This window comes from Bradyrhizobium sp. LA6.8 (genome assembly GCF_040547935.1).
GTDB classification, from domain to species: Bacteria; Pseudomonadota; Alphaproteobacteria; order Rhizobiales; family Xanthobacteraceae; genus Bradyrhizobium; species Bradyrhizobium barranii.
On sequence record NZ_JBEPQQ010000007.1, the window covers coordinates 475,571 to 498,097 of the forward strand.

At 66.3% G+C, this 22,527-nt stretch carries 21 protein-coding genes; 15 read left to right on the forward strand and 6 right to left on the reverse strand.

The window, feature by feature from the left end:
* Positions 1-392: 392 nt before the first annotated feature.
* Together ABIA90_RS31415 and pncA are read left to right on the forward strand one after the other, a co-directional pair.
* Positions 393-1,334, forward strand: a complete 942-nt coding sequence (locus ABIA90_RS31415) for a hypothetical protein (protein WP_259260367.1) — start codon at positions 393-395, stop codon at positions 1,332-1,334.
* 125 nt (positions 1,335-1,459) lie between these two features.
* A complete protein-coding gene (gene pncA / locus ABIA90_RS31420; protein WP_259260364.1) occupies positions 1,460-2,182 on the forward strand; it encodes a bifunctional nicotinamidase/pyrazinamidase in 723 nt (240 codons plus the stop codon).
* A 152-nt stretch (positions 2,183-2,334) separates the two neighbouring features.
* On the opposite strand, the gene grpE is transcribed toward pncA, so the two are convergent.
* Both grpE and hrcA read right to left on the reverse strand, forming a co-directional pair.
* Positions 2,335-2,940 carry a nucleotide exchange factor GrpE gene (gene grpE / locus ABIA90_RS31425; RefSeq protein ID WP_259260363.1) on the reverse strand — a complete coding sequence of 202 codons (606 nt, stop codon included), beginning with the start codon at positions 2,938-2,940 and terminating at the stop codon, positions 2,335-2,337.
* A gap of 96 nt (positions 2,941-3,036) precedes the next feature.
* Positions 3,037-4,125, reverse strand: coding sequence for a heat-inducible transcriptional repressor HrcA (hrcA, locus tag ABIA90_RS31430; RefSeq protein WP_063980248.1), 1,089 nt, complete (start codon positions 4,123-4,125; stop codon positions 3,037-3,039).
* 168 nt (positions 4,126-4,293) lie between these two features.
* Here hrcA and rph point away from each other — a divergent pair, with 168 nt between their 5' ends.
* Genes rph through hemW form a run of 3 tightly spaced genes read left to right on the forward strand, consistent with a single transcriptional unit; the run spans position 4,294 to position 6,795 of the window.
* Positions 4,294-5,007 (forward strand): ribonuclease PH, encoded by a 714-nt coding sequence (gene rph / locus ABIA90_RS31435; protein ID WP_014490830.1) that lies wholly within the window; start codon positions 4,294-4,296, stop codon positions 5,005-5,007.
* Between the two features lie 11 nt (positions 5,008-5,018).
* Positions 5,019-5,654, forward strand: coding sequence for an RdgB/HAM1 family non-canonical purine NTP pyrophosphatase (gene rdgB / locus ABIA90_RS31440; protein ID WP_354119210.1), 636 nt, complete (start codon positions 5,019-5,021; stop codon positions 5,652-5,654).
* The gene (hemW, locus tag ABIA90_RS31445; protein WP_354119211.1) at positions 5,641-6,795 is read left to right on the forward strand and encodes a radical SAM family heme chaperone HemW; all 1,155 of its coding nucleotides are present in this window, start codon (positions 5,641-5,643) and stop codon (positions 6,793-6,795) included. The genes rdgB and hemW overlap by 14 nt, the downstream gene beginning before the upstream one ends.
* Before the next feature lie 101 nt (positions 6,796-6,896).
* Here the strand turns inward: hemW and ABIA90_RS31450 are convergent, their stop codons facing one another.
* Complete coding sequence (locus ABIA90_RS31450; protein ID WP_354119212.1) at positions 6,897-8,132, reverse strand: penicillin-binding protein activator; 1,236 nt, start codon at positions 8,130-8,132, stop codon at positions 6,897-6,899.
* A gap of 339 nt (positions 8,133-8,471) precedes the next feature.
* On the opposite strand from ABIA90_RS31450, the gene rsmI reads away from it, so the two are divergent.
* From rsmI to ABIA90_RS31485, 7 genes are all read left to right on the forward strand, one after another.
* Complete coding sequence (gene rsmI / locus ABIA90_RS31455) at positions 8,472-9,422, forward strand: 16S rRNA (cytidine(1402)-2'-O)-methyltransferase (protein ID WP_063980252.1); 951 nt, start codon at positions 8,472-8,474, stop codon at positions 9,420-9,422.
* Entirely contained in the window at positions 9,409-9,807 is a 399-nt protein-coding gene (locus ABIA90_RS31460) for a YraN family protein (protein WP_028155515.1), read from the forward strand. The genes rsmI and ABIA90_RS31460 overlap by 14 nt, the downstream gene beginning before the upstream one ends.
* A 10-nt stretch (positions 9,808-9,817) precedes the next feature.
* The gene (gshB, locus tag ABIA90_RS31465; RefSeq protein WP_071908791.1) at positions 9,818-10,762 is read left to right on the forward strand and encodes a glutathione synthase; all 945 of its coding nucleotides are present in this window, start codon (positions 9,818-9,820) and stop codon (positions 10,760-10,762) included.
* 415 nt (positions 10,763-11,177) lie between these two features.
* The gene (gene cpaB / locus ABIA90_RS31470) at positions 11,178-11,993 is read left to right on the forward strand and encodes a Flp pilus assembly protein CpaB (RefSeq protein ID WP_063980255.1); all 816 of its coding nucleotides are present in this window, start codon (positions 11,178-11,180) and stop codon (positions 11,991-11,993) included.
* Positions 11,994-12,006: 13 nt separating this feature from the next.
* Positions 12,007-13,524 carry a type II and III secretion system protein family protein gene (locus tag ABIA90_RS31475; RefSeq protein WP_247306389.1) on the forward strand — a complete coding sequence of 506 codons (1,518 nt, stop codon included), beginning with the start codon at positions 12,007-12,009 and terminating at the stop codon, positions 13,522-13,524.
* A gap of 52 nt (positions 13,525-13,576) precedes the next feature.
* Entirely contained in the window at positions 13,577-14,311 is a 735-nt protein-coding gene (locus ABIA90_RS31480; RefSeq protein WP_354119213.1) for a CpaD family pilus assembly protein, read from the forward strand.
* A complete protein-coding gene (locus tag ABIA90_RS31485; RefSeq protein WP_063980258.1) occupies positions 14,308-15,600 on the forward strand; it encodes a CpaE/TadZ family protein in 1,293 nt (430 codons plus the stop codon). Before ABIA90_RS31480 ends, ABIA90_RS31485 begins: the two co-directional genes overlap by 4 nt.
* A 30-nt stretch (positions 15,601-15,630) precedes the next feature.
* On the opposite strand, the gene ABIA90_RS31490 is transcribed toward ABIA90_RS31485, so the two are convergent.
* Together ABIA90_RS31490 and ABIA90_RS31495 are read right to left on the reverse strand one after the other, a co-directional pair.
* A complete protein-coding gene (locus ABIA90_RS31490; protein WP_085404965.1) occupies positions 15,631-16,404 on the reverse strand; it encodes a tetratricopeptide repeat protein in 774 nt (257 codons plus the stop codon).
* 79 nt (positions 16,405-16,483) lie between these two features.
* Positions 16,484-16,729: a PilZ domain-containing protein gene (locus tag ABIA90_RS31495; protein ID WP_027534981.1), complete on the reverse strand. Its 246-nt coding sequence runs from the start codon at positions 16,727-16,729 to the stop codon at positions 16,484-16,486.
* Between the two features lie 225 nt (positions 16,730-16,954).
* On the opposite strand from ABIA90_RS31495, the gene ABIA90_RS31500 reads away from it, so the two are divergent.
* The 3 genes from ABIA90_RS31500 (at position 16,955) to ABIA90_RS31510 (ending at position 21,430) form a co-directional block, all read left to right on the forward strand.
* On the forward strand, positions 16,955-18,493 hold the full coding sequence (locus ABIA90_RS31500) for a YifB family Mg chelatase-like AAA ATPase (RefSeq protein ID WP_354119214.1): 1,539 nt from the start codon (positions 16,955-16,957) through the stop codon (positions 18,491-18,493).
* A gap of 109 nt (positions 18,494-18,602) precedes the next feature.
* Entirely contained in the window at positions 18,603-19,076 is a 474-nt protein-coding gene (locus ABIA90_RS31505) for a hypothetical protein (protein ID WP_085404962.1), read from the forward strand.
* Between the two features lie 119 nt (positions 19,077-19,195).
* Positions 19,196-21,430, forward strand: a complete 2,235-nt coding sequence (locus ABIA90_RS31510; protein ID WP_354119215.1) for a PAS domain-containing hybrid sensor histidine kinase/response regulator — start codon at positions 19,196-19,198, stop codon at positions 21,428-21,430.
* A 119-nt stretch (positions 21,431-21,549) separates the two neighbouring features.
* Here ABIA90_RS31510 and coaA read toward each other — a convergent pair whose 3' ends face one another.
* A complete protein-coding gene (coaA, locus tag ABIA90_RS31515) occupies positions 21,550-22,506 on the reverse strand; it encodes a type I pantothenate kinase (RefSeq protein ID WP_028150152.1) in 957 nt (318 codons plus the stop codon).
* Positions 22,507-22,527: the final 21 nt, after the last annotated feature.

Here is a 22,527-nt window from a genome sequence, read left to right on the forward strand (position 1 = left end):
CCTGATATCCTTGTTTTTGCGGCAGGTTGGCTGGGCCCAAGAGGCACCCGCTCCAAACCCCCTAAGATCAAACATCCGCGATATTGCGATGGTTGACGCTCATATAGGAGGGGGGGAGGGGCCCGCAAGGACCGAACGCAAGTTTCGGCCATGAAAACATTGGGTTTTGGAAGATCATATCCGGGCTCAACCGCCCTTGCGGGTGAGGAATTATTAACAGGTTCAGGCGTCAGCCGGCCCCCGCCACCGTGATCTGCCCCGCCCTGTTACCGGCGGGCCAAACCCGTTAAAAGGCGGGCGGCCGGACCGCCGCCATCAAGGCGGCTTTGCGCGACAAAGCGGCCCAATGGCCGACCATCGAACGGCCTCAATGTGAACCAATCAGAGTGCCCATGAAGCTCATTCGCCCCCTCGCCGCGCTCGCCGTCCTCGTCGCCACGGCGCTTCCGGCCCTTGCGGCCGATGCCGTTTTCCCGCCCGGCCTGCGTCTCGGCATGGTGCCGCTGGTCGGCCTGAGCACGGCCAAGACGTTTCCGGGCTTCGAGAGCGAGGACGGCAGCGTCAAGGTGCTGATCACCGAGCTGCCGCCGGCGGCCTATGGCGAGGTCGTGAGCGCCTTCAATTCCAATCCAGCCGGCACCGCCGGCGTCAAGCAGGACAAGATCGAGACCCCCGCGGGTCTTGCCTATTTCACCACGGAAAGCGGCAAGGCCGGCGAGACGCCGGTGAAGCGCTACTCGATGATCGTGCCGGGCGCCGGCTTCTCCGGCTATGTCGCGGTGCAGATCCCGGAGAACGCGACCAAGATCTACACCGACGAGGCGGTGCGGCAGATGTTTGCGAGCGCCGTCACCCGCAAGCAGGTCTCGGCCGAAGAGCAGATCGGGCTGATGCCGTTCAAGATCACCGATCTCGCCGATTTCAAGGACATCCGCACCCTGGCGCCGGGCTCCAGCATCATCCTGGCCGACGGCAATGAGAGCTCGGGCTATGAATCCAAGCCGTTCATGATCCTCGGCCTGATCGGCGCCACCCCGCAGCAGGCCGACGATCGCGCCCGCTTTGCCCAGGAGGCCGCGTTGCAGATTCCCGGCGTGCGCGAATCCCGCGTCACCATGTCGGAGCCGATCCGCATCAACGGCCAGCAGGGTTTTGAGACCCGGATCGACGGCGTCAGCGGCAAGGACAAGACGCCCGTGACCGTGGTGCAGTGGATCCGCTTCTCGAGCGGCGGTGCCTCGCTGCGCATCATCGCCAGCGCCCCGCGCGACCAGTGGTCGGCCGCCTTCACCCGCTTCCGCGCCGTGCGCGACGGCATCCAGCCCAAGGGCTAGCTCAAGGGTTAGTCTCAAGGGTTAGCCCAAGCGCTGGACAGAACCGGCTGCATTTTCGGGCTTCTGTTCGTATACGAACGGAACTAGGCTTCCTTCCATTGGATCATCCTGGAGGGAGGCGAACGATGCTTGATCGACGACAAATCCTCGCGGCGCTTGGGACAAGCGCTCTCGTAGCCCTTGCTCCAACTGCGCTCTTTGCGGCCGCATCGATCAAGCCGGACGATGCCTCCGCGCTGCTCGTGATCGACGTGCAAAACTGTTTCCTGCCCGGCGGCAGCCTCGCCGTGAAGGAAGGCGAGCAGGTCGTTCCGGTCATCAACAAGATGGCGAAAGCCTTTGCGAACGTGGTGATGACCCAGGACTGGCACACGCCGGGCCACATTTCGTTTGCGTCGGTGCACTCCGGCAAGAAGCCGTTCGAGACCGTCGATCTCCCTTACGGCAAGCAGGTGCTGTGGCCCGACCATTGCGTGCAGGGCACCGATGGCGCCGCGCTGTCGAAGGATCTTGCGATCCCGCATGCCGAGCTCATCATCCGCAAGGGTTTTCACAAGGACGTCGACAGCTATTCGGCCTTCCTGGAAGCCGACGGCAAGACCTCGACGGGCCTCGCCGGTTACCTCAAGGGCCGCAAGATCAAGCGCGTCTTCGTCGCCGGCCTCGCGACAGACTTCTGCGTCGCCTGGACCGCGCTCGATGCGCGCAAGGCGGGCCTCGAGGTCTATGTGGTGGAGGACGCCTGCCGCGGCATCGACACGCAGGGCTCGCTCGCAAAAGCCTGGGCCGACATGGCCAAGGCCGGCGTGAAGCGGATTCAGTCCGCGGATATCGCGGTGAGCGCGTAAGCGGCGCGAAAAGCTGCCAAACCCTCATCCTGAGGAGCGTGCTCCTTAGCACGCGTCTCGAAGGATGAAGGCCGAGCTGCAACAGCCGGGCCTGCATGGTTCGAGACGGCGCTGACGCGCCTCCTCACCATGAGGATCAACCAGTTCGCCGCTCAGTTCACTTCGTTGCTGTTCGCCGCCGGCGCAGCCTTCGTGCCGCCCTTGGCGACACCGACCAGCGCCGGGCGCAGCACGCGCTCGCCGATGGTGTAGCCGGCCTGCATGACCTGCACGACGGTGCCCGCGGGCACCGACGCATCCGGCACCTCGTACATCGCCTGCTGGAAGTTCGGGTCGAACTTCTGGCCCTGCGGATCGAACTTCTTGACGCCGTGCTTTTCCAGCGCGTTGAGCAGCGAGCGCTCGGTGAGCTCGACGCCCTCGATCAGCGAGGTCAGGCCGGGATCGGCCGCGGCACGGGCCTCGGCCGGAACGGCATCGAGCGCACGCTGGAGATTGTCGGCGATGTCGAGCACGTCGCGGGCGAAGCCGGTGATGCCGTAGAGGCGGGCGTCGGCGACCTCCTTGGTGGTGCGCTTGCGCAGATTTTCCATCTCGGCCAGCGTCCGCAGCATGCGGTCGCGCGCTTCGGCGGCTTCCTTCTGCAACAGCTCGACCGAGCCGGGCTCCGGATCGTCGGGCATGATGTAGGGTTTTGACGCCACGGGCTCGTCGGTCGGTGGGGTCGTGTCATCGGGCTGCCGGTCTCGATCGGTCATCGGCTCTCTTCTCGAACTCGTCTCAAGGGATTGTTGGCCCGGATATCGTGCCTAAGCTCACGAAAATCAAGCGCCCGTGATCGGAGGAAACGCCGATCAGCCCCCCAGGAGGCGGCTGACGATGCGCGCGGCGTAGTCCACGGTCGGGATTACGCGGGCATAATTCAGCCGCGTCGGCCCGATCACGCCCAAAACACCGACGATGTGGCCGGCGGCATCCCGATAGGGCGAGATGATGGTGGAGGAGCCCGACAAGGAAAACAGTTTGTTCTCCGAACCGATGAAGATCCGCACGCCCTCGGCGGTCTCGGCGCGCCCCAGAAGGTCGATCACGCCGCGCTTGGTCTCGAGATCGTCGAACAGCAGGCGAACGCGCTCCAGATCCTCCAGCGCGTGCAGATCCTCGAGCAGATTGGCGTGGCCGCGAACGATCAGCTGGCGGTCCTCGTTCTCGCCGCCGGACCAGCTCGCAATACCGGCCGAAATCACCTTCTGCGTCAGCTGATCGAGCTCGGCGCGGGCTTCGCCGAGCGCGGTTTCGAGCTCGAGCCGCGCCTCGGCCAGCGTGCGGCCGCGGATCCGCGCATTGAGGAAATTACCGGCTTCCGTGAGCGCCGAGGAGGGAACTCCCGGCGGCAGCGACAGCACGCGGTTTTCGACCTGACCGTCCTCGCCGACCAGGATCACCAGCGCCTTTTCGGGTTCCAGCCGGACGAATTCGATGTGTTTCAGCCGCGCATTGGATTTCGGGGTCAACACGACCGCTGCGGCGCGGGTGAGACCGGACAGCCGCGTCAGCGCCTCCGACAGCGCCGCCTCGACCGATTGGGCGTGACCCACCGACGTCAACTGGCTCTGGATCGACTGCCGCTCGGCGTCATTGAGGTCGCCGACCTGCATCAGGGCGTCGACGAAGAAGCGTAAGCCCAGTTCCGTCGGCAAACGGCCGGCGGAGGTGTGGGGCGCATAGATCAGGCCGAGCTGTTCCAGGTCGGCCATGACGTTGCGGACCGAGGCCGGGGAAAGCGGCATCGCGATCAGCCGCGAAATATTGCGCGAGCCGACCGGCTCGCCGGTCGCGAGATAGCTTTCGACAATTTGACGAAAGATGTCGCGGGAGCGCTCGTTGAGCTGGGCGAGGCCTGCGCGCGGCGCGATCAGATGGATCGGATCGTGATGGGCCACGGACGGTAACTCCTCTCAGACGCTTATAATTTGTCCATCCCGGAGGGTTCTGACAAGCGTGGCGTTTGCGGGGTGGAAAACCCGGGGTGAAAAAGCCTTGCCGCCCACCCTCACCCCACCTACAAGCACCGCGAATAGCCCTTTTCCGAGAGTTTTGGAGGATTTCCCATGCGGCCAAGCCGCCGTGCGCCCGACGAATTGCGCCCCGTGACGCTGGAGCGCGGCGTGGTCAAATATGCGGAAGGCTCCTGCCTGGTGAAATTCGGCGACACCCATGTGCTGGTCACCGCCACGCTGGAAGACCGCCTGCCGCCGTGGCTGAAGGGCCAGGGCCGCGGCTGGGTCACCGCCGAATACGGCATGCTGCCCCGCGCGACCTCCGAACGCACCCGCCGCGAGGCCTCCGCCGGCAAGCAAAGCGGCCGCACCGTCGAGATTCAGCGCCTGATCGGCCGCTCGCTTCGCACCATCGTCGATCTCGAAGCGCTCGGTGAGCGCCAGATCACGGTCGATTGCGACGTGCTCCAGGCCGACGGTGGCACGCGCACGGCCTCGATCACCGGTGCCTGGGTCGCGCTCGCCGATTGCATCAACTGGATGAAGGCGCGCAACATGATCAAGGCCAAGGTGCTGCGCGACAACGTCGCCGCGATCTCCTGCGGCATCTACAACGGCACGCCCGTGCTCGACCTCGACTATGCCGAGGATTCGGAGGCCCAGACCGACGCCAATTTCGTCCTGACCGGCGATGGCCGCATCATCGAGGTGCAGGGCACCGCGGAACGCGAACCGTTCACACAGGACGAATTCCTCGCGCTGATGGCGCTGGCCCAGAAGGGTATCGCGCGGCTCGTGGACTTGCAGAAACTGGCCGTCGCGTAGTCAATAGGCCCATGCACCGCCGAATCACCGGAAAGCTCGTCATCGCGACCCACAATCCCGGCAAGCTCGCCGAGATGAAGGAGTTGCTCGCGCCTTGCGGCATCGAGGCGGTGTCGGCCGGTGAGCTCGGCCTGCCCGAGCCCGACGAGACCGGCAACGATTTCCGCAGCAATGCCGCGATCAAGGCGATCGCGGCGGCGCAGGCGACCAAGCTTCCCGCCTTCGCCGACGATTCCGGCATCGTGGTCGACGCGCTCGACGGCGCGCCCGGCATCTACAGCGCGCGCTGGGCCGGTCCAGCCAAGGATTTTGCCGCCGCGATGGCGCAGATCGAGCGCCTGTTGCAGGAGCGCGGCGCCACCACGCCCGACAAGCGCACCGCGCATTTCGTATCCGCGCTCTGCGTCGCCTGGCCCGACGATCATCTCGAAGAGGTCGAGGCGCGCGTCGACGGCACCTTGGCCTGGCCGCCGCGCGGCACCGCCGGCTTCGGCTATGATCCGATGTTCCTGCCCAATGGCCACGATCGCACGTTTGGCGAGATGACCAGCATCGAGAAGCACGGCCTGCCGCCGCTTGGCCTCGGCCTGTCGCATCGCGCCCGCGCCTTCGTGAAACTGGCGGAGATCTGCCTTGAGCCGCGCTAAGCAAGCTTTCGGCGTCTATGTGCACTGGCCGTTCTGCCTGTCGAAGTGCCCCTATTGCGACTTCAACAGCCACGTCCGCCACGCCGCGATCGACGAGACGCGCTTCGCTTCAGCTTTCGCGCGTGAAATCGAAACGACCGCACAGCGTGCGCCCGGGCGTGAAGTCACCTCGATCTTCCTCGGCGGCGGCACGCCTTCACTGATGCAGCCCGCGACCGTCGGCGCGGTGCTCGATGCCATCGGCAAGCACTGGCACGTCGCCAGCGATGTCGAGGTCACGCTCGAGGCAAACCCGACCAGCGTCGAGGCCACGCGCTTTGCCGGCTATCGCGCCGCCGGCGTCAACCGCGTCTCGCTCGGCGTGCAGGCCCTCGACGATGCCTCGCTGAAAGCGCTCGGCCGCATGCACAGCGCGCGCGAGGCGCTCGATGCGGTCGCCATCGCGCGCCGCTCGTTCGACCGTTATTCGTTCGACCTGATCTACGCCCGCCCCGACCAGACGCCGGCGATGTGGGCCGACGAGCTGCGTCTGGCGATCGACGAAGCGGCGGAGCATCTGTCGCTCTATCAATTGACGATCGAGGAAGGCACGCCGTTCTTCGGCCTGCACCAGGCCGGCAAATTGAAGACGCCGGACGAAGCGGTCTCGCGCGCGCTCTATGACGTGACGCAAGAGACCTGCGACAAGCTCGGCCTGCCCGCCTACGAGATTTCAAATCACGCGCGGCGCGGCGCCGAGTGCCGGCACAATCTGGTGTACTGGCGCGGCGATGAATATGCCGGCATCGGCCCCGGTGCCCATGGTCGCCTCGACATCGACGGTATCAGGCACGCCACCGCCACCGAGAAGCGTCCCGAGGCCTGGCTGATGCGCGTCGAGACCAACGGCCACGGCAACGTCACCGACGATCTCCTCAACAGCGAGGAGCGCGCCGACGAATTTTTGCTGATGGGATTGCGTCTCGCCGAGGGCATCGACCCCGAGCGCTACAGCGCGCTGTCGGGCCGCCCGCTCGATCCCAAGCGCATCGCGCTGTTGCGCGAGGAAGGCGCGATCATCGTGGATCCGACGGGGCGGCTGCGCGTGACGAGTAGCGGATTCCCGGTGCTTGACGCAGTGGTCGCGGATCTGGCGGCATAGCGAGCTGCCGTAGCCCGGATGGAGCGCAGCGTAATCCGGGACGCTTTCGCCACTCGGATAGAACCCGGATTGCGCTGCGCTCCATCCGGGCTACGAAGCCATCAAGCCCCAAAACTCTTCGGCGAGCCCGCGACCGCCACACCGCCACCCGTCGTCACCTTCATCACGGCGAGGCCGCGCTCGTTGGTCCCATCGGCGCGGAAGCGGAACAGGCCGTCGATGCCGGCGAAGCCGGAAGGGTTGGTGAGCACATCCGGCGAGAAGCGCGTCGGGCCTTGCGTGCGCGCGAGCGCGGCGACGAGGGCGACCGCGTCATAGGCGAGCGTCGCGGTGCGGATCGGCTCGGCGCCGTATTTGGTGCGGTAGCGGCCGGAGAAGGCGCGGAAGCCGGCCGGGTCCGGCGCGGCGTAGAGACCGCCTTGCAAGTTCGAATTGGCATAGACGCGCGGATTGTCCCACAGGCCGGTGCCGAGCAGCTGGATGTTGCGCAAATTCGCGCCCGCGGCCGTCATCGCGTCGGCCACCGCGACGACGGCATCGCCGTCATCGGCGATGAACAGCGCATCCGCGCTGCCGAGCTGCTGCGCCACGGTGCGTGCCGGCGTCGCGCGATCGGCGCCGTATTTCTCGAAGGCGACAATGCGGCCGCCGCGCCGCGGCACCGCCGCCTTCACCGCGGCCTCGACGACATTGCCATAGGCATTGTCGGGCACCAGCACGGCAATGGAGCGCTTTCCGATGCTGGCGGAATATTCGACGATGCGGTTGACGTCGGACTCCGGCAGGAAGCTCAGCAGAAAGACGCCGCGGCCGGCGATGCTGGAATCGGTCGAGAACGCCATCACCGAGATGCCGCGCGTACGCGCGACCTGCGCCACCGCCGGCACCGACTGCGCGAACAGCGGGCCCAGGATGATCTCGGCGCCTTCGTCGACCGCCTGCTGCGCGCCCGCCTGCGCGCCTTGCGGGCTGCCGTTGTCGTCCTTGATCAGGAGCTGGATGTTGGGATTCTGGAACTCGGCCAGAGCCATCTCGGCGGCGTTGCGCATCGACTGCGCGGCAAGGCCGGCATTGCCGGCGGCCGAGAGCGGCAGGATCACGGCAACCTTCACCCCGCCGCTGCCGGCGGTGGTGGCCTGTTGCGGCGGGCCGGCCGGCTGAGCCGGGGCCGGGGAGGAGCTGCTGAACGGGTTGGAAAACTGGCTGAGACTCTGCTGCACGCCGGCGCAGGCCGACAGCAAGGGGGCGCCGAGCAACAGGCCGAGTGCGCTCCGCCGGGTCGCCCCCGATAATCGGGAGCCCTGAACGGGAGATTTTGGATCGCGCGGGCCCAGCATCACAACTTCTCTTCTGATCGGCCGTCGGCCGGCCGGTCACAACATTCTTTCCACGACACAAGTCGCGGATTCAGGCATATTGTCGGCAAATAGTTAACTAAAACAAAAGGATAATGACCACTTAACGCGGCCGCACCTCAAGCCTTGGCTAACTGTCCACCATTCGTCACCCGCATCAAGGCGGCGTTTCCGCCGCGAATATGGCGCCGACGCTTCATTCCCTCTGCAATGTGATGCCGGATGGATCACATTCCAGTCCTTCCTCACCCCTGACCTGGCGCGATCTTTTTCCGAGGACCGGTTCCCAGCCCCCGGGATCATGCCTAAGTTCGATTCATTATGCGCGTAAAGCCGAGCCCGATAAATACACCTGAAGCGACGGATCCCGCCTCGCGCGGTTTCTCCATCGACGCCCATCGGCTGACGGCGCCGAAGGCGGCGCCGGGCCTCCATCTGGTCGCCACCCCCATCGGCAATCTCGGCGACATCACGCTGCGCGCGCTTCAGACGCTCGCCGGCGTCGACGTCATCGCCTGCGAGGACACCCGCATCACGCGGCGCCTGACCGAGCGCTACGCGATCACGGCGCAGCTCAAGCAATATCACGAGCACAACGCGGAAGCGGCGCGTCCGAGGATTCTGGAGGCGCTGGGGCAGGGCGGCTCGATCGCGCTGGTGTCGGATGCCGGCACGCCGCTGATCTCCGACCCCGGTTTCAAGCTGGTGCGCGAGGTCTGCGCAGCCGGCCATGCGGTCTACGCGCTGCCCGGCCCGTCCTCGGTGCTGGCCGCGCTGTCGGTCGCCGCATTGCCGACCGACCGCTTCTTCTTCGAGGGCTTTCTGCCGGCGAAATCCGCCGCGCGAAAGTCGCGCCTTGCGGAGCTCGCCCGCATCGATGCGACGCTGGTGATGTTCGACTCCGGCAACCGCGTCCAGGACACTCTCGCCGAGCTTGCCGAGATCATGGGGACGCGCGAAGCCGCGATCTGCCGCGAATTGACGAAACTGCACGAGGAGATTTCGCGCGCGCCGCTGCAGGAGCTGGCACGCGGGGCGGACACGCTGGAGACGCGCGGCGAATTCGTGCTGGTGATCGCGCCGCCTGCGGCGGACGCGGAGCTGCTGACCTCGGATGCGCTCGACGGACTGCTGCGCGAGCAGCTCGCCGCGCACAGCGTCAAGGATGCCGTCGCGCATGCGGTCGCGCTCTCGGGCCGGCCACGCCGCGAGGTCTATGCCCGCGCGCTCGAGCTCGCAAAGGACCTGAGGGACGGCGATGGCGAAGACTGAGGGCGCGGAACCGAAGGTCGCCTCGCCCGAGCGCGTCGCCGCGTTCCGCACCGGCATCTCCGCGGAGAGCCGCGCCGCCGCCTATCTCATGGCCAAGGGCTACCGCATCCTCGCCAGGCGCTACCGCACCCCACATGGCGAGATCGACATCGTGGCGCGCCGCCGCAACCTGATCGCCTTCGTCGAGGTCAAGGCCCGCGCGACGCTGGATGACGCCGCCTTCGCCGTGACCCCGCGCCAGCAGCAGCGCATCATCGACGCCGCGCAAGGCTGGCTCGTGGCGCATCCCGAGCATGCCGAATTCGAACTGCGATTCGACGCCATGCTGATTGCGCCGCGCTCACTTCCGCGCCATGTGTTGGCGGCATTCGACGCCTCGACCTGAAAGGCAGACCATGAAACTGAACGTCGCCGTCCAGATGGACCCCATCGCCCGTATCAACATCAAGGGCGATTCCACCTTTGCACTGCTCCTGGAGGCGCAGAAGCGCGGCCACGGCCTGTCTTATTACACGCCCGACAAGCTCTCGATGGTCGGCGAGGAGATTGTCGCGCCCATCCAACTCCTGACCGTGCGCGACGAGCCCGGCAATCACTTCACGCTGGGCGAGCCCAGGCGCGAAGTGCTCAACGGCTTCGACGTGGTGCTGCTGCGCCAGGATCCGCCGTTCGATCTCGCCTACATCACCTCGACGCACTTTCTTGAGCGCATCCATCCGAAGACGCTGGTGGTCAACGATCCGGCCTCGGTGCGCAACGCGCCGGAAAAGCTGTTCGTGATGAACTTTCCGCAGCTGATGCCGCCGACGCTGATCTCGCGCGACCTCGACGAGATCAACGCGTTCCGGGATAAGCACGGCGCCGTCGTCATGAAGCCGCTGCACGGCCATGGCGGCGCGGCGGTGTTCCGCGTGATGCCGCAGGACATGAATTTCGGCTCGCTATTCGACATGTTCTCGGTGACGTTCAAGGAGCCCTGGGTGATCCAGCAGTTCATCCCCGAGGTGAAGCACGGCGACAAGCGCATCATCCTGGTCAACGGCGAGTTCGCCGGCGCGGTGAACCGCGTGCCGGCCGCCGACGACCTCCGCTCCAACATGGTGCGTGGCGGCGCCGCGCAGGAGACCGAGCTCACGCCACGCGAGCGCGAGATCTGCGCGACGGTCGGCCCGGCGCTGCGCGAGCACGGCCTGCTGTTCGTCGGCATCGACGTCATCAACGGCAACCTCACCGAGATCAACGTGACATCACCGACGGGCATCCGCGCCATCGCGCGGCTCGGCGGACCTGATGTCGCGGCGAAGGTCTGGGACACGATCGAGCAGAAGCGGGCGAAGTAGGGCGCTCACTCGTAGCCCGGATGGAGCGCAGCGAAATCCGGGATCTCACAACGCGCTGCACGAGCCCGGATTGCGCTTCGCTCCATCCGGGCTACGGACATCAATTGAAACACGAGGAAGTACGCTCCTCACCCAGAGGAGCGACGACCGCGCACGCTGCGCGAAGCGCCCATGACTAAACCACCCATTCACCATGACGCCGCGCGCATCGTTCGAACGAACGTCCCGCCCTGCGTGAATCTACGGGGCCATTGGCCGAGCGGATAACGCGACGTTCACCATCTGCCCAGAACGCGCATCGTCACGGGCCATCACACTCGGCCTCGCAACACCCCTTATACCTTTACTCCCTACTCATCGACGCAGGGGAACCCGCCACGTGCGGTTCGAGTGCCCCGCGTAAGAGTAGAAGCGTATGAACACCGCACGCATTGTCGTTCTCGTCATCGCGCTGGGCGCCGGCGGCGTCGCTGCGTATCTGGCGAGCGGCTTTGACAACAAGCCCGCGCCCGCCCTTCCCGTCGCCGAGAAGCTGCCGACGGTCGAGGTGCTGATCGCGAAGAACGACATTCAGCTCGGCCAGGCCGTCAAGCCCGAGGATCTGCAATGGCAGTCCTGGCCGGCGGCGACCGCGAGCAGCGCCTTCATCCGCCGCGACAGCAGGCCCGACGCCCAGACCCAGATCGCAGGCTCGATCGCGCGCGTGCCGTTGATGCAGGGCGAGCCGATCCGCGAGCAGAAGCTGGTGCGGGCCGAGGGCTCGGGCTTCATGGCCGCGATCCTGCCCTCCGGCATGCGGGCCGTCTCCACCGAGATTTCAGCCGAGACCGGCGCCGGCGGCTTCATCCTGCCGAACGACCGCGTCGACATCGTTCTGACGCGGCGCCTGAAGAATCCCGATGGCGCCAACGGCGCGACCGGCGGCAACGACCTGATCCTGTCCGAGGTCATCCTGAGCAACATCCGCGTGCTCGCGATCGACCAGGCGCCGAAAGAAAAAGACGGCCAGAACGCCGTGCTCGGCAAGACCGTCACGCTCGAGCTCAAGCCGGACCAGGTTGCGACGCTGTCGGCCTCGCGCCAGGGCGGCACGCTGACGCTCGCGTTGCGAAGCATCGCCGATGCCAACGCGTCGGAGATTTCGATCGAAGACCTGACGGCCAAGCGGCCCGGCGGCGTGAACGTGATCCGCTACGGGGTGCAGGCACGGCAACTGACGTCACAGAAGTGATGATGGGGACACCATGAACTACGGGGATGATCGGACGGGCCTGCGCATTCGGGGGAAGCGCGCGCGCTCGTTCTGGACGGGGGCGGTGCTGATGCTGGGGCTGATCGCAGCCCCCGACTTCGTCAGCGCGGCGGATGCGCCGGTCGGCGACCAGGCGCCGATGCAGGCGCCGGATCTCGGCGTGTCGCCGGTTTCGACCATCGCGCCTGCACGCACGCGCTCGCTGTCGCTCGGCGTCGGCAAGTCCGTCGTCATCGATCTGCCGCGCGAGGTCAAGGACGTGCTGGTGGCCGATCCCAAGATCGCCAATGCAGTAATCCGCTCGTCGCAGCGCGCCTATATCATCGGCGGCCAGGTCGGCCAGACCAACGTCGTGTTCTTCACCGCCGACGGCCAGCAGGTTGCCGCCTACGACATCGCGGTGAAGCGCGATCTCAACGGCATGCGCACGGCGCTGCGCCAATCGCTGCCGGGCGTGCAGATCGAAGGCGTCGGCGACAGCGTGATGCTGACCGGCTCGGTGTCGAGCCCGATCGAGGCCCAGCAGGCCGGCGACGTCGCCGCAAAACTCGTTGGCGGCGCGGACAAGGTCGTCAACAACATCGTCGTGCGCGGCCGCGACCAGGTGATGCTCAAGGTCGTCGTCGGCGAAGTCCGCCGCGACATCGTCAAGCAGCTGGGCGTCGACCTCAGCGCCAGCCTGAATGCCGGCACCGCGGTCGTGAACTTCAACAATTCCAACCCGTTCTCGGTCAGCGGCGGACCGATCGTCGGCAGCAACGGGCTCGGCGTGGCCGGCCTCGCCAAGGGTGTCGCCACCGTCAGCGCCACGATGCGCGCGATGGAAAGCGCCGGCGTCATGCGCACGCTGGCCGAACCGAGCCTGACCGCGATCTCGGGCGAATCCGCCACCTTCATCGCCGGCGGTGAATTCCCGATCCCTGCAGGCTATTCCTGCGATCCGGTCACCCACGTCTGTACCACCCAGGTCACCTATAAGAAGTTCGGCATCTCGCTGAACTTCACCCCGCTCGTGCTCAGCGAAGGCCGTATCAGCCTGCGCGTGATGACCGAGGTCTCCGAGCTGTCGAACACGAACGCGATCACGCTGACGCAGGCGGTGTCCTCGACCTCGAGCAACTCGATCACCATCCCCTCGGTCCAGACCCGCCGCGCCGAGACCACGCTGGAAATTCCCTCCGGGGGCTCGATGGCGATGGCCGGCCTGATCCAGCAGAAGACCAAGCAGGCGATCAACGGCCTGCCCGGCGTCGACCAGGTGCCGATCATCGGCGCGCTGTTCCGCAGCCAGGACTTCGTCAACAACGAGACCGAGCTGATGGTGATCGTGACGCCCTATGTGGTGCGCGCGGTCGCCCAGAAGGAATTGTCGCGGCCCGACGACGGCTTTGCGCCGGCCTCGGACGCGCAGACGGCGCTGCTCGGCCGCATGAACCGCCTCTATGGCATCGCGCGCAGCGTCGATCCGATCGAAGGCAGCCGCGGCGATTTCGGCTTCATCATCGACTGAGACGGACGGTTTGGGGACCGGGACAGGAAACGGGGCAAGAGGGGACAAAGCGATGACGAAGACGATTGCCGATCGACGTCGCAAGCTGCGGATCGCGCTGGCGCTGACGGGGCTTTCCGTCATGCTCGGCGCCTGCAACACCACCGGTGACATCGTCACCCAGACGGTGCCGACCGACTATCGCCAGCGCCACCCGATCGCGGTGCAGGAAGCCAAGAAGTCGATCGTGATCTTCGTCGGCAAGGCGCGCGGGGGCCTCTCCACCGCGCAGCACGCGGACGTCGCGGGCATTGCCAGGGACTGGGTCCGCGAAGGCACCGGTTCAGTGATCGTCGACGTGCCGAGCGACGCTGCGAATTCGCGCGCCGCGGCGGCGACCTATCACGAAATCCGGTCGGTGCTCACATCCGGCGGCGTGCCGTCGCGTGCCATCGTCCAGCATCCTTATCGCCCCGAGGATCCCGGACTGCTGCCAACCATCCGCCTGAGCTATTCGAAGATCGCCGCGGTCGCCGGCCCCTGCGGGCTGTGGCCGGAAGACGTCGGTCCGAACATCCTCGACCCCGGCTACAACGAGAACCGGCCGTACTTCAATCTGGGCTGCGCCAGCCAGCGCAACCTCGCGGCCATGATCGACAACCCCGCCGACCTCGAGCAGCCGAGGGCGGAGACGCCTGCCTACACCGCACGGCGCGAGATCGCCTTCGAGCGCTACCGCAAGGGCATGGCGACCACGACCATGTATCCCGAGGCCGAAAAGGCCAAACTCAGCGACACCGGCAAATGACAAGTTTTCACGACGACGAAGAAGCGGACGACCCGCGGCACCCCGAGGACCACATTGCGCCGGTTCCTCGCATCTCGGTACAGGCCTTTTGCGAGACCGAGCAGACGCTCGCCGCGATCACCGCGGCCGGGCAGGATCGCCGTCTCGCCAAGGCGCATCTCACCGCCAAAGGCGGCGGCCTTGCCGCGGCCATCGAAGTCTATGACACGATGCCGACGCCGAACGTCATCGTGATCGAATCCGACGGCACACGCGATATCCTCGAGGGCCTCGACGATCTCGCCGGCGTCTGTGATCCCGGCACCCGCGTGGTCGTGATCGGCAACCCCAACGACACCGCGCCCTATCGCGAGCTGGTCCGCCGCGGTGTCAACGACTACGTGGTGGGACCGGTCGAAACCCTCGACGTCGTCCGTTCGATCTGCAGCCTGTTCTCGGCGTCGGAAGCCATCATCACCGGCCGCGTCATCGCGGTGGTTGGCGCCAAGGGCGGCGTCGGTGCGTCCACGGTCGCGCACAACGTGGCCTGGACCATCGCGCGCGACCTCGCACTTGATTCCGTCGTGATCGATCTCGACCTCGCCTTCGGCACCGCCGGCCTCGACTACAACCAGGACCCGGCGCAGGGCATCGCCAACGCGGTGCTCTCGCAGGACCGGCCGGACACGGCGCTGATGGAGCGTCTGCTCGCCAAATGCACCGAGCGCCTCAGCCTCCTCGCGGCGCCCGCGACGCTCGACCGCGTCTACGATTTCGGCGCCGAAGCTTTTGATGCGATCTTCGACACGCTGCGCATGACCACACCCTGCATCGTGCTCGACGTTCCCCACCAATGGTCGGGCTGGACGCGCCGCGCGCTCGTCAATGCCGACGACATCGTGATCGTGGCCGAGCCAGATCTCGCCAATTTGCGCAACACCAGGAACATGCTGAGCGTGCTCAAGGCGGCACGGCCCAACGACCGTCCGCCGCTGTACTGCATCAACCAGGTCGGCATGCACAAGCGCGCGGAGATCGACGTCAAGGCGTTCGCCAAGACCATGGAGAGCCAGCCGATCGCGGCGATCCCGTTCGACTCGAAATTGTTCTCGACCGCGGCCAATAACGGCCAGATGATCGCGGAGGTCTCCAAGAACCACCGCACCACCCTTCTGTTCCAGAACATGGCGAACCGCCTCGCCGGGCGTGGCGAGGTGAAGAAGCCGAAGCGCTCGCTGCTCGGGCCGCTCCTCAAGAGGCTCAAGGGCAGGGCGGGTCGCGGGTCAGCCCCGCATCGCAAGGTGTCGTAAGCACCAACGCGAACGAGAAACGAGGGCGGGCTACTTGTCCGCCCGCTGCTGCTTCTTCGCCAGCAACTGCCGTAGCGCCGTGACCTTTGCCGCGGCCTGATCCGGCGGCAGGTCGGCCTTCACGATGGTCTCGGCCTCGGCCTGCTTTCCCTGCAGTCCCACGACGAGCGCCAGATTGGCGCGCACGCGGGAATCGGCGCGATTGCGCTCATAGGCGCGGCGCAACGTTTCCTCGGCCCGCGGCAGATTGTTCTGGAGCATGTAGGACAGGCCGAGATTGGACAGAACCTGCGGCTCCTCGGGCACGATCTTCAGCGCCGCCGAATAATATTGCTGCGCCTCTTCGTTCCGGCCGAGCTGATCGAGCGCCGCGCCTTGCGCCGACAGGATGCGCCAGTCGGGATCCTCAGGCGTATGCGCGCGGCTGAGCACATCGAAAGCCTGCTGGAAATTGCCGCTGTCGGCGAGCGCGCGGCCGTAGCCGGCGAGCAGCGCCTTGTTGCTCGGATGGGCGAGCACGGCCTGCTCCATCACCGCCACGGCCTGGGCGCGCTGGCCGGTCTCGCGCAGCGCCATGCCATATTCGAGCGCGACGTTGGGATCGGAAGGCTTGGCGCGATAGCGTTCGCGAAGCGCGTCCATGTCCGGCTTCGGATCGGCCCTGCCAGCCGTTTCCGACTTGCCACCGAGCGCGCCGGTGATGTCCTCCAGACTCGTGGTCTGGCAGCCGCCGAGGGCAAGCATCACGAGCGCGGAAAGCAGGAATCTCGCCGGCGGAGAGGCAAGGGACGAACGCTTGGGCATACTCTGATCACTCGGCGACTGATCAGTGATGCTTACCGATTAACGCTAAAGTCCAGTTAAGGAACCTGGCCGGTCCGGCTCAATCGGTGAACTCGGCGCCGAATTCGCAGCCGATGCGCCAGCGCAGGCGGCATTGGCGGGAATAATCGGGCGCGAAGATGATGGTGAATTGCGGCGGCACTTCCAGAAACTCCGCCACCACTTTCACGCCCCCATCCGAGATATCCGTGATCGTGCAATCCCTCGGCAGCGAGCCCGCGCCAAAGTGAATCTTGGCGAGCCGAGTGCACACCCGTCGTTCGCTTCTGCGGCGATTTGCAAGCATTTGAATTGTTCACCCGTTAGATCACGGCCCATCCCGCAGCTCTAGGAGTAGCGAACATTCGTTGGGATGTGCTGATGAGAGCCGCTCGCATTCGAGGCGTAGTGTCTGCGTGATGTTTACGACCGGTTAGGGTTTTCCGGGCCCTCGGCTGTTCTCGTATTGTTCTTGCAAGAATGATCGGGCTCTGCTACCCCTAATTGTACGAGAGGGCAGGCTGGTTCGGGCATGGTTCAGCGGGTTTCTACCGTCGCCTTTGAGGGGATCGAGGCCCGCGCGGTCGACGTGCAGGTGCAGGTCGCGCCCGGCCTGCCGGCTTTCGCGATCGTCGGCCTGCCCGACAAGGCGGTGTCGGAGGCACGGGAGCGCGTTCGCTCGGCGCTGATTGCCTCGGGGCTGGCGCTGCCGGCGCGGCGGATCATCGTCAATCTGGCGCCCGCAGACCTGCCCAAGGAGGGCAGCCATTACGACCTGCCGATCGCGCTCGGGCTGATGGCCGCGATCGGCGCGATCCCGCCGGATGCGCTGACCGGTTTTACCGTTCTCGGCGAGCTCGGCCTCGACGGCTCGATCGCGCCGGTGGCCGGCGTGCTTCCCGCCGCGATCGGCGCCAATGTGCGCGAAGAAGGCTTGATCTGTCCGGCGGCCTGCGGCTCGGAAGCGGCGTGGGCGAGCCCGGACATCCAGATCATCGCGGCACAATCGCTGATCCAGATCGCCAACCATTTCAAGGGCACGCAGGTGCTGTCGCGGCCCACGCCGCGCGTGCACGAGGTCGCCGCCTCCCCGCTCGACCTGCGCGACATCAAGGGCCAGGAGAGCGCGAAGCGCGCGCTGGAGATCGCGGCCGCCGGCGGACATCACCTGCTCATGATCGGCGCGCCCGGTGCCGGCAAGTCGATGCTGGCGGCGCGCCTGCCCTCGATCCTGCCGCCGCTGTCGCCGGGCGAATTGCTCGAAGTCTCCATGATCGCTTCCGTCGCCGGCGAGATCGAGGGTGGCGCGCTGACCGCGCGGCGGCCGTTCCGCTCGCCGCATCATTCCGCCAGCATGGCCGCACTCACCGGCGGCGGCATCCGCGCAAAACCCGGCGAGATCTCGCTTGCGCATCAGGGCGTGCTGTTCCTCGACGAGCTGCCCGAATTCGATCCGCGCGTGCTGGATTCGCTGCGCCAGCCGCTGGAGAACGGCGAGGTCTCCGTCTCCCGCGCCAATCATCGCGTGACTTATCCTGCGCGCTTCATGCTGGTCGCGGCGATGAATCCATGCCGCTGCGGCCATGCGTTCGAGCCCGGCTATGCCTGCAAGCGCGGCCGCATCGACCGCTGCACCGGCGACTACCAGGCGCGCATCTCCGGTCCGCTGATGGACCGCATCGATTTGCGCATCGAGGTTCCCGCGGTGACCGCCGCGGATCTGATCCTGCCGCCGCCGGCCGAGGGCTCGGCGGAAGTCGCCGCGCGCGTCGCAGCCGCGCGCGACATCCAGCTCGCGCGTTACGCGGATGCGGGCCTGCCGCATGTTCGCACCAATGCCGAGGCGCCGGCCTCGGTGTTGGAGGACATCGCCAAGCCCGATGCGCAAGGCGCCAAGTTGCTGCGCGACGCCGCCGAGACCATGCGGCTGTCGGCGCGCGGCTATCATCGCGTGCTGCGGGTGGCGCGCACGCTCGCCGACCTCGATGGCGCCGACAAGATCGGCCGGCTGCATCTCGCCGAGGCGCTGTCCTACCGCGCACTCGCGGAGGATGTGCGGCAGATGGCCTGATCATTCCGCGCATCAACCCGGCGGTAACGACTTTCCTTTACGCTCTGCAAACCATAAGGCCCAACCGTTCCCGTATGAGTTCCACACAGGGCCGGGCGAGTAGAGTGTCATGTTGCGTTTCAAGATCCTGGCCTCGGTTGTTCCCCTGCTGGCGGCCGCGGTGTTCGCCCGCGGCGAGATCGGATCGGTCTCGCATCCCTGCATCGCGCTGGGCGAGACTTCAGTCGAGCTGACATCCCTGTTCTGGACGGCCGGCGTCCACGTCGCCTTCACCGACGATCTGTCGCGGGCCACGGTGCGGGTTCAGATCACCGACGATCCGGACGCGGCGGACTTCGCGGTCGTGGACGACGGTCTCGGTTCCGAAACGGATTCCTGTCAGGCCAATCCGGCGACGCGCCTCGTCACGATTGCCACGGAGCCGGTCGACGGCGGCCCGGTGATTTACCTGTCAACCGACGGGCCGGCCGATTACCGCATCTATGTGCGTTCGAAGACCTTTTCGCAGCGCGAGGCCGCGGCGCTGATCGTCGGCGCCAATGGCGGCCACCGCCCGCTCCCGCTCCAGGCCGCCTCGCTCTGAAGCGTTAACACCTCGTCAACCCTGTTTGGAGGCCGAACCAAAGCCTCAAGCTGTTCGCAAGGTCGGCGAGACATCGTCGCAATTGGCGACGCGGAGTTTCGGAGCAAGAGTCGGGGTCGATGGCGATGGATCGGACGTTCCGGATCAAGGTGCGCATGCGCCGCTTCAGGCGACAGCATCCCCGCATCGCGTTCGCGATCCGCTCCTTCATAATCTTCTCGGCGACGTTCGGCGGCGCCTATGGCTTCGTCTCCGGCAGCCGCTCCGAGAACTCCGGCTACGACCCCAATACGTTTGCGGTCGGAGCAAGCTTCCTGTTCGCGCTCGCCTGCCTCGGCCTTGCCACGCTCAGCATGCGGCTACGCTTCGTCAACAAGCGGATGCGTAAGCTGGCCGCCCACAACGAGACGCTGATCGACCGCAATTGGGAACTGAAAGAGGCGGAAGAACGCGCGCGCAGCCTGTTCGAACAGCAGGGCGACCTGATCGTGCTGCGCGACCACCAGGGCCGCATCACCTTCGCCAACGACGCCTATTGCGCGCTCGCAGGACAGGCGCGCAACGTGCTGGTCGGCACGCGTTTCGATTTCGACGTGCTCGAGCAGGGCGACAGCGCCCGCGAAAGCAACGGCACGCGCATTCACGACCAGAGGATCACCACCCCGCACGGCGCGCGCTGGATCGCCTGGCGCGAGGGCTATGTCCGTCTCGATGCCGGCCAGCCCGCCGAACTGCAGAGCGTCGGACGCGACGTCACCGACCGCACCGAGACCGAGCGCGCGCTGTCGGACGCGCGCGACCAGGCCGATGCCGCCAACCGCGCCAAGTCGCGCTTCCTGGCGATGGCCTCGCATGAGATCCGCACGCCGCTCAACGGCATCATCGGCATGGGCGGCCTGTTGCTCGACACCACGCTGACGCCGGAGCAGACGACCTATGCCAGGGCGGTGAAAACCTCCGGCGAAGCCTTGATGGCGCTGATCGAGGAACTGCTCGACTATTCCAAGATCGAGGCCGGCAAGCTCGATCTCGACCAGCGCCCGTTCGCGCTCTCGACCATGATCGAGGAGATCACCGAGCTGCTCGCGCCGCGCGCGCAGGCAAAGACGCTCGAGATCGCCGCCTATGTCGACGAGCGCCTGCCGCTCGAGGTCGTCGGCGATGCCGCGCGTTTGCGCCAGGTGCTGCTCAACCTCGCCGGCAACGCCATCAAATTCACCGCGACCGGCGGTGTCGCGCTGATCGTCGAACCCGGCATCAGGCCGAACGAGATCAGTTTTCTGGTGCGCGACACCGGCATCGGCATCGCCCCCGAGGCGCGAACGCGCATCTTCCGCGAGTTCGAGCAGGCCGACGAGCGCGTCGCCCGCACCTATGGCGGCACCGGGCTCGGCCTTGCCATCAGCGAGCGCATCGTCAAGCGCATGGGCGGCCGCATCACCCTGGAGAGCGAGCCGGGCAAGGGCTCGACCTTCGAGGTCGCGATTCCGCTTGCGCCATCGCAATCCGGCGCGGGACAGACGGCGTTCCCAAGCCCTGATCTCACCGGCAAGTCGATCCTTCTGATCGCCGACGGCATCGAGGCCTCGCTGATCGCGCGGCGGCTGGAGCGCTGGGGCGGACAGATCTGCCTCGTCTCGGATGGAGCCGTCGCAGAGGCGCTGCTGCCGGAGCGCTCATGGCATGCGGTGCTGGTCGATCGTGCGATCGGCGCCGCCATTGCCGACCATCTCGGCGAGGTCGCGCGCAAGCATGCGACGCAGCGGCTGGTGCTGCTGACGTCGAGCTCGCGTCACGAGACATTTTCAGCTTCCTTCACCGGCTTCCTGATCAAGCCGCTGCGCGCGGCTTCGCTCGCGGCACGTCTCGCGCTGACGCCGGAGGTCGCATCGCCCGAACTGGCGCCGGAGCCGCCGGCCGCCTCCCCCGCCGGCGTCGTAACGGCAACGGGCCTGTCGATCCTCGTCGCCGAAGACAACGAGATCAACGCGCTGCTGATGCGCTCGCTGCTGACCAAGCTCGGCCACCGCGTCGTCATCGCCGTTCATGGCGAGGCGGCGCTGGAATCCTGGCTCGCCGCGTCATCCGCCGGCACGCCCTACGATCTCGTGCTGATGGATATCCAGATGCCGCAGCTCGACGGCATCGAGGCGACAAAACGCATCCGCACGCATGAGGCAGCCAAAGGCGGCCACCACACGCCGATCCTCGCGCTCACCGCCAATACGTTGGTGGAGGATCGCTATGCCTGTTTCGAGGCGGGCATGAACGGGTTTCTGATCAAGCCGCTCGACCGTGACAAGCTGGACGAGGCGTTGGCCGGGCTGGCGGCGGCGCGGCATCTGGCGGTGTAGCGACAGTCGACGCTGCGGTAGGGTGGGCAAAGCGTAGCGTGCCCACCATCATGTCCGACAGTGCCGATGGATGGTGGGCACGGCGCTTTGCGCCTTTGCCCACCCTACGGCACCGCGGCCTATAGCCGTCGCAGCGCCACGCTCGCCACGGTGTGGTCGGCGCCCTTCTTCAGGATCAGCGTCGCGCGGGGGCGGGTCGGCAGGATGTTATCCTCGAGATTGGCGAGGTTGGTGCGTTCCCAGATCGCGATCGCGGTGGCGGTGGCTTCCTCGTCCGACAACAGCGCGTAGCGGTTGAAGTAGGATTTTGGATTGGTGAACGCGGTGTCACGCAGCGCCAGGAAGCGCTTGATGTACCATTGCCGCAGCGCCGCCTCGTCGGCGTCGATATAGACCGAGAAGTCGAAGAAGTCGGAGACGACGGGCACCGCCTTGCCGTCGCGCGGCAGCTTGCCGGTCTGCAGCACGTTGACGCCCTCGACGATCAGGATGTCGGGCTGGTCGATCTCGGCCCACTGGTTCGGCACGATGTCGTAGGTCAGATGCGAATAGACCGGCGCGCGCACGTGGCGGCGGCCGGCCTTGATGTCGGAGAGGAAGCTGAGCAGCAGCGGCAGGTCGTAGCTCTCCGGAAAACCCTTCTTCTGCATGATGCCCTGCCGCTCCAGCACGGCGTTGGGATACAGAAATCCGTCGGTGGTGATCAGTTCGACCTTCGGACGCGGCGACCAGCGCGCCAGCAGGGCCTGGAGCACGCGGGCCGTGGTGGATTTTCCGACCGCGACCGAACCGGCGACGCCGATGATGTAGGGCATCTTGCGGTCGCGGATGTTGAGGAACTGGCGCTCTGCGTAATACAGGCGCTGCATCGCATCGACATAGATCGACAGAAGGCGCGACAGCGGCAGGTAGATGTCCTCGACCTCCTGCAAGTCCAGGCGATCGTGCAGTGAGCGCAGCCGGTCGAACTCGCCGGGCTCCAGCGTCATCGGCGTGTCGTCGCGCAGTCGCGACCACTGCTCGCGCGTATAGACGCGGTACGGATTATACTGCTGCTCGGGTGCGCGGATATCCATGACGCGACCTTTCCGTTGGGA

Excerpts from the sequence above, each read along its gene's own strand:
- ABIA90_RS31415 (WP_259260367.1), top strand. The coding sequence starts at position 393 with ATGAAGCTCATTCGCCCCCTCGCCGCGCTCGCCGTCCTCGTCGCCACG.
- pncA (WP_259260364.1), top strand. The coding sequence starts at position 1,460 with ATGCTTGATCGACGACAAATCCTCGCGGCGCTTGGGACAAGCGCTCTC.
- grpE (WP_259260363.1), bottom strand. The coding sequence starts at position 2,940 with ATGACCGATCGAGACCGGCAGCCCGATGACACGACCCCACCGACCGAC.
- rph (WP_014490830.1), top strand. The coding sequence starts at position 4,294 with ATGCGGCCAAGCCGCCGTGCGCCCGACGAATTGCGCCCCGTGACGCTG.
- rdgB (WP_354119210.1), top strand. The coding sequence starts at position 5,019 with ATGCACCGCCGAATCACCGGAAAGCTCGTCATCGCGACCCACAATCCC.
- ABIA90_RS31450 (WP_354119212.1), bottom strand. The coding sequence starts at position 8,132 with ATGCTGGGCCCGCGCGATCCAAAATCTCCCGTTCAGGGCTCCCGATTA.
- rsmI (WP_063980252.1), top strand. The coding sequence starts at position 8,472 with ATGCGCGTAAAGCCGAGCCCGATAAATACACCTGAAGCGACGGATCCC.
- ABIA90_RS31460 (WP_028155515.1), top strand. The coding sequence starts at position 9,409 with ATGGCGAAGACTGAGGGCGCGGAACCGAAGGTCGCCTCGCCCGAGCGC.
- gshB (WP_071908791.1), top strand. The coding sequence starts at position 9,818 with ATGAAACTGAACGTCGCCGTCCAGATGGACCCCATCGCCCGTATCAAC.
- cpaB (WP_063980255.1), top strand. The coding sequence starts at position 11,178 with ATGAACACCGCACGCATTGTCGTTCTCGTCATCGCGCTGGGCGCCGGC.
- ABIA90_RS31475 (WP_247306389.1), top strand. The coding sequence starts at position 12,007 with ATGAACTACGGGGATGATCGGACGGGCCTGCGCATTCGGGGGAAGCGC.
- ABIA90_RS31480 (WP_354119213.1), top strand. The coding sequence starts at position 13,577 with ATGACGAAGACGATTGCCGATCGACGTCGCAAGCTGCGGATCGCGCTG.
- ABIA90_RS31485 (WP_063980258.1), top strand. The coding sequence starts at position 14,308 with ATGACAAGTTTTCACGACGACGAAGAAGCGGACGACCCGCGGCACCCC.
- ABIA90_RS31490 (WP_085404965.1), bottom strand. The coding sequence starts at position 16,404 with ATGCCCAAGCGTTCGTCCCTTGCCTCTCCGCCGGCGAGATTCCTGCTT.
- ABIA90_RS31495 (WP_027534981.1), bottom strand. The coding sequence starts at position 16,729 with ATGCTTGCAAATCGCCGCAGAAGCGAACGACGGGTGTGCACTCGGCTC.
- ABIA90_RS31500 (WP_354119214.1), top strand. The coding sequence starts at position 16,955 with ATGGTTCAGCGGGTTTCTACCGTCGCCTTTGAGGGGATCGAGGCCCGC.
- ABIA90_RS31505 (WP_085404962.1), top strand. The coding sequence starts at position 18,603 with ATGTTGCGTTTCAAGATCCTGGCCTCGGTTGTTCCCCTGCTGGCGGCC.
- ABIA90_RS31510 (WP_354119215.1), top strand. The coding sequence starts at position 19,196 with ATGGCGATGGATCGGACGTTCCGGATCAAGGTGCGCATGCGCCGCTTC.
- coaA (WP_028150152.1), bottom strand. The coding sequence starts at position 22,506 with ATGGATATCCGCGCACCCGAGCAGCAGTATAATCCGTACCGCGTCTAT.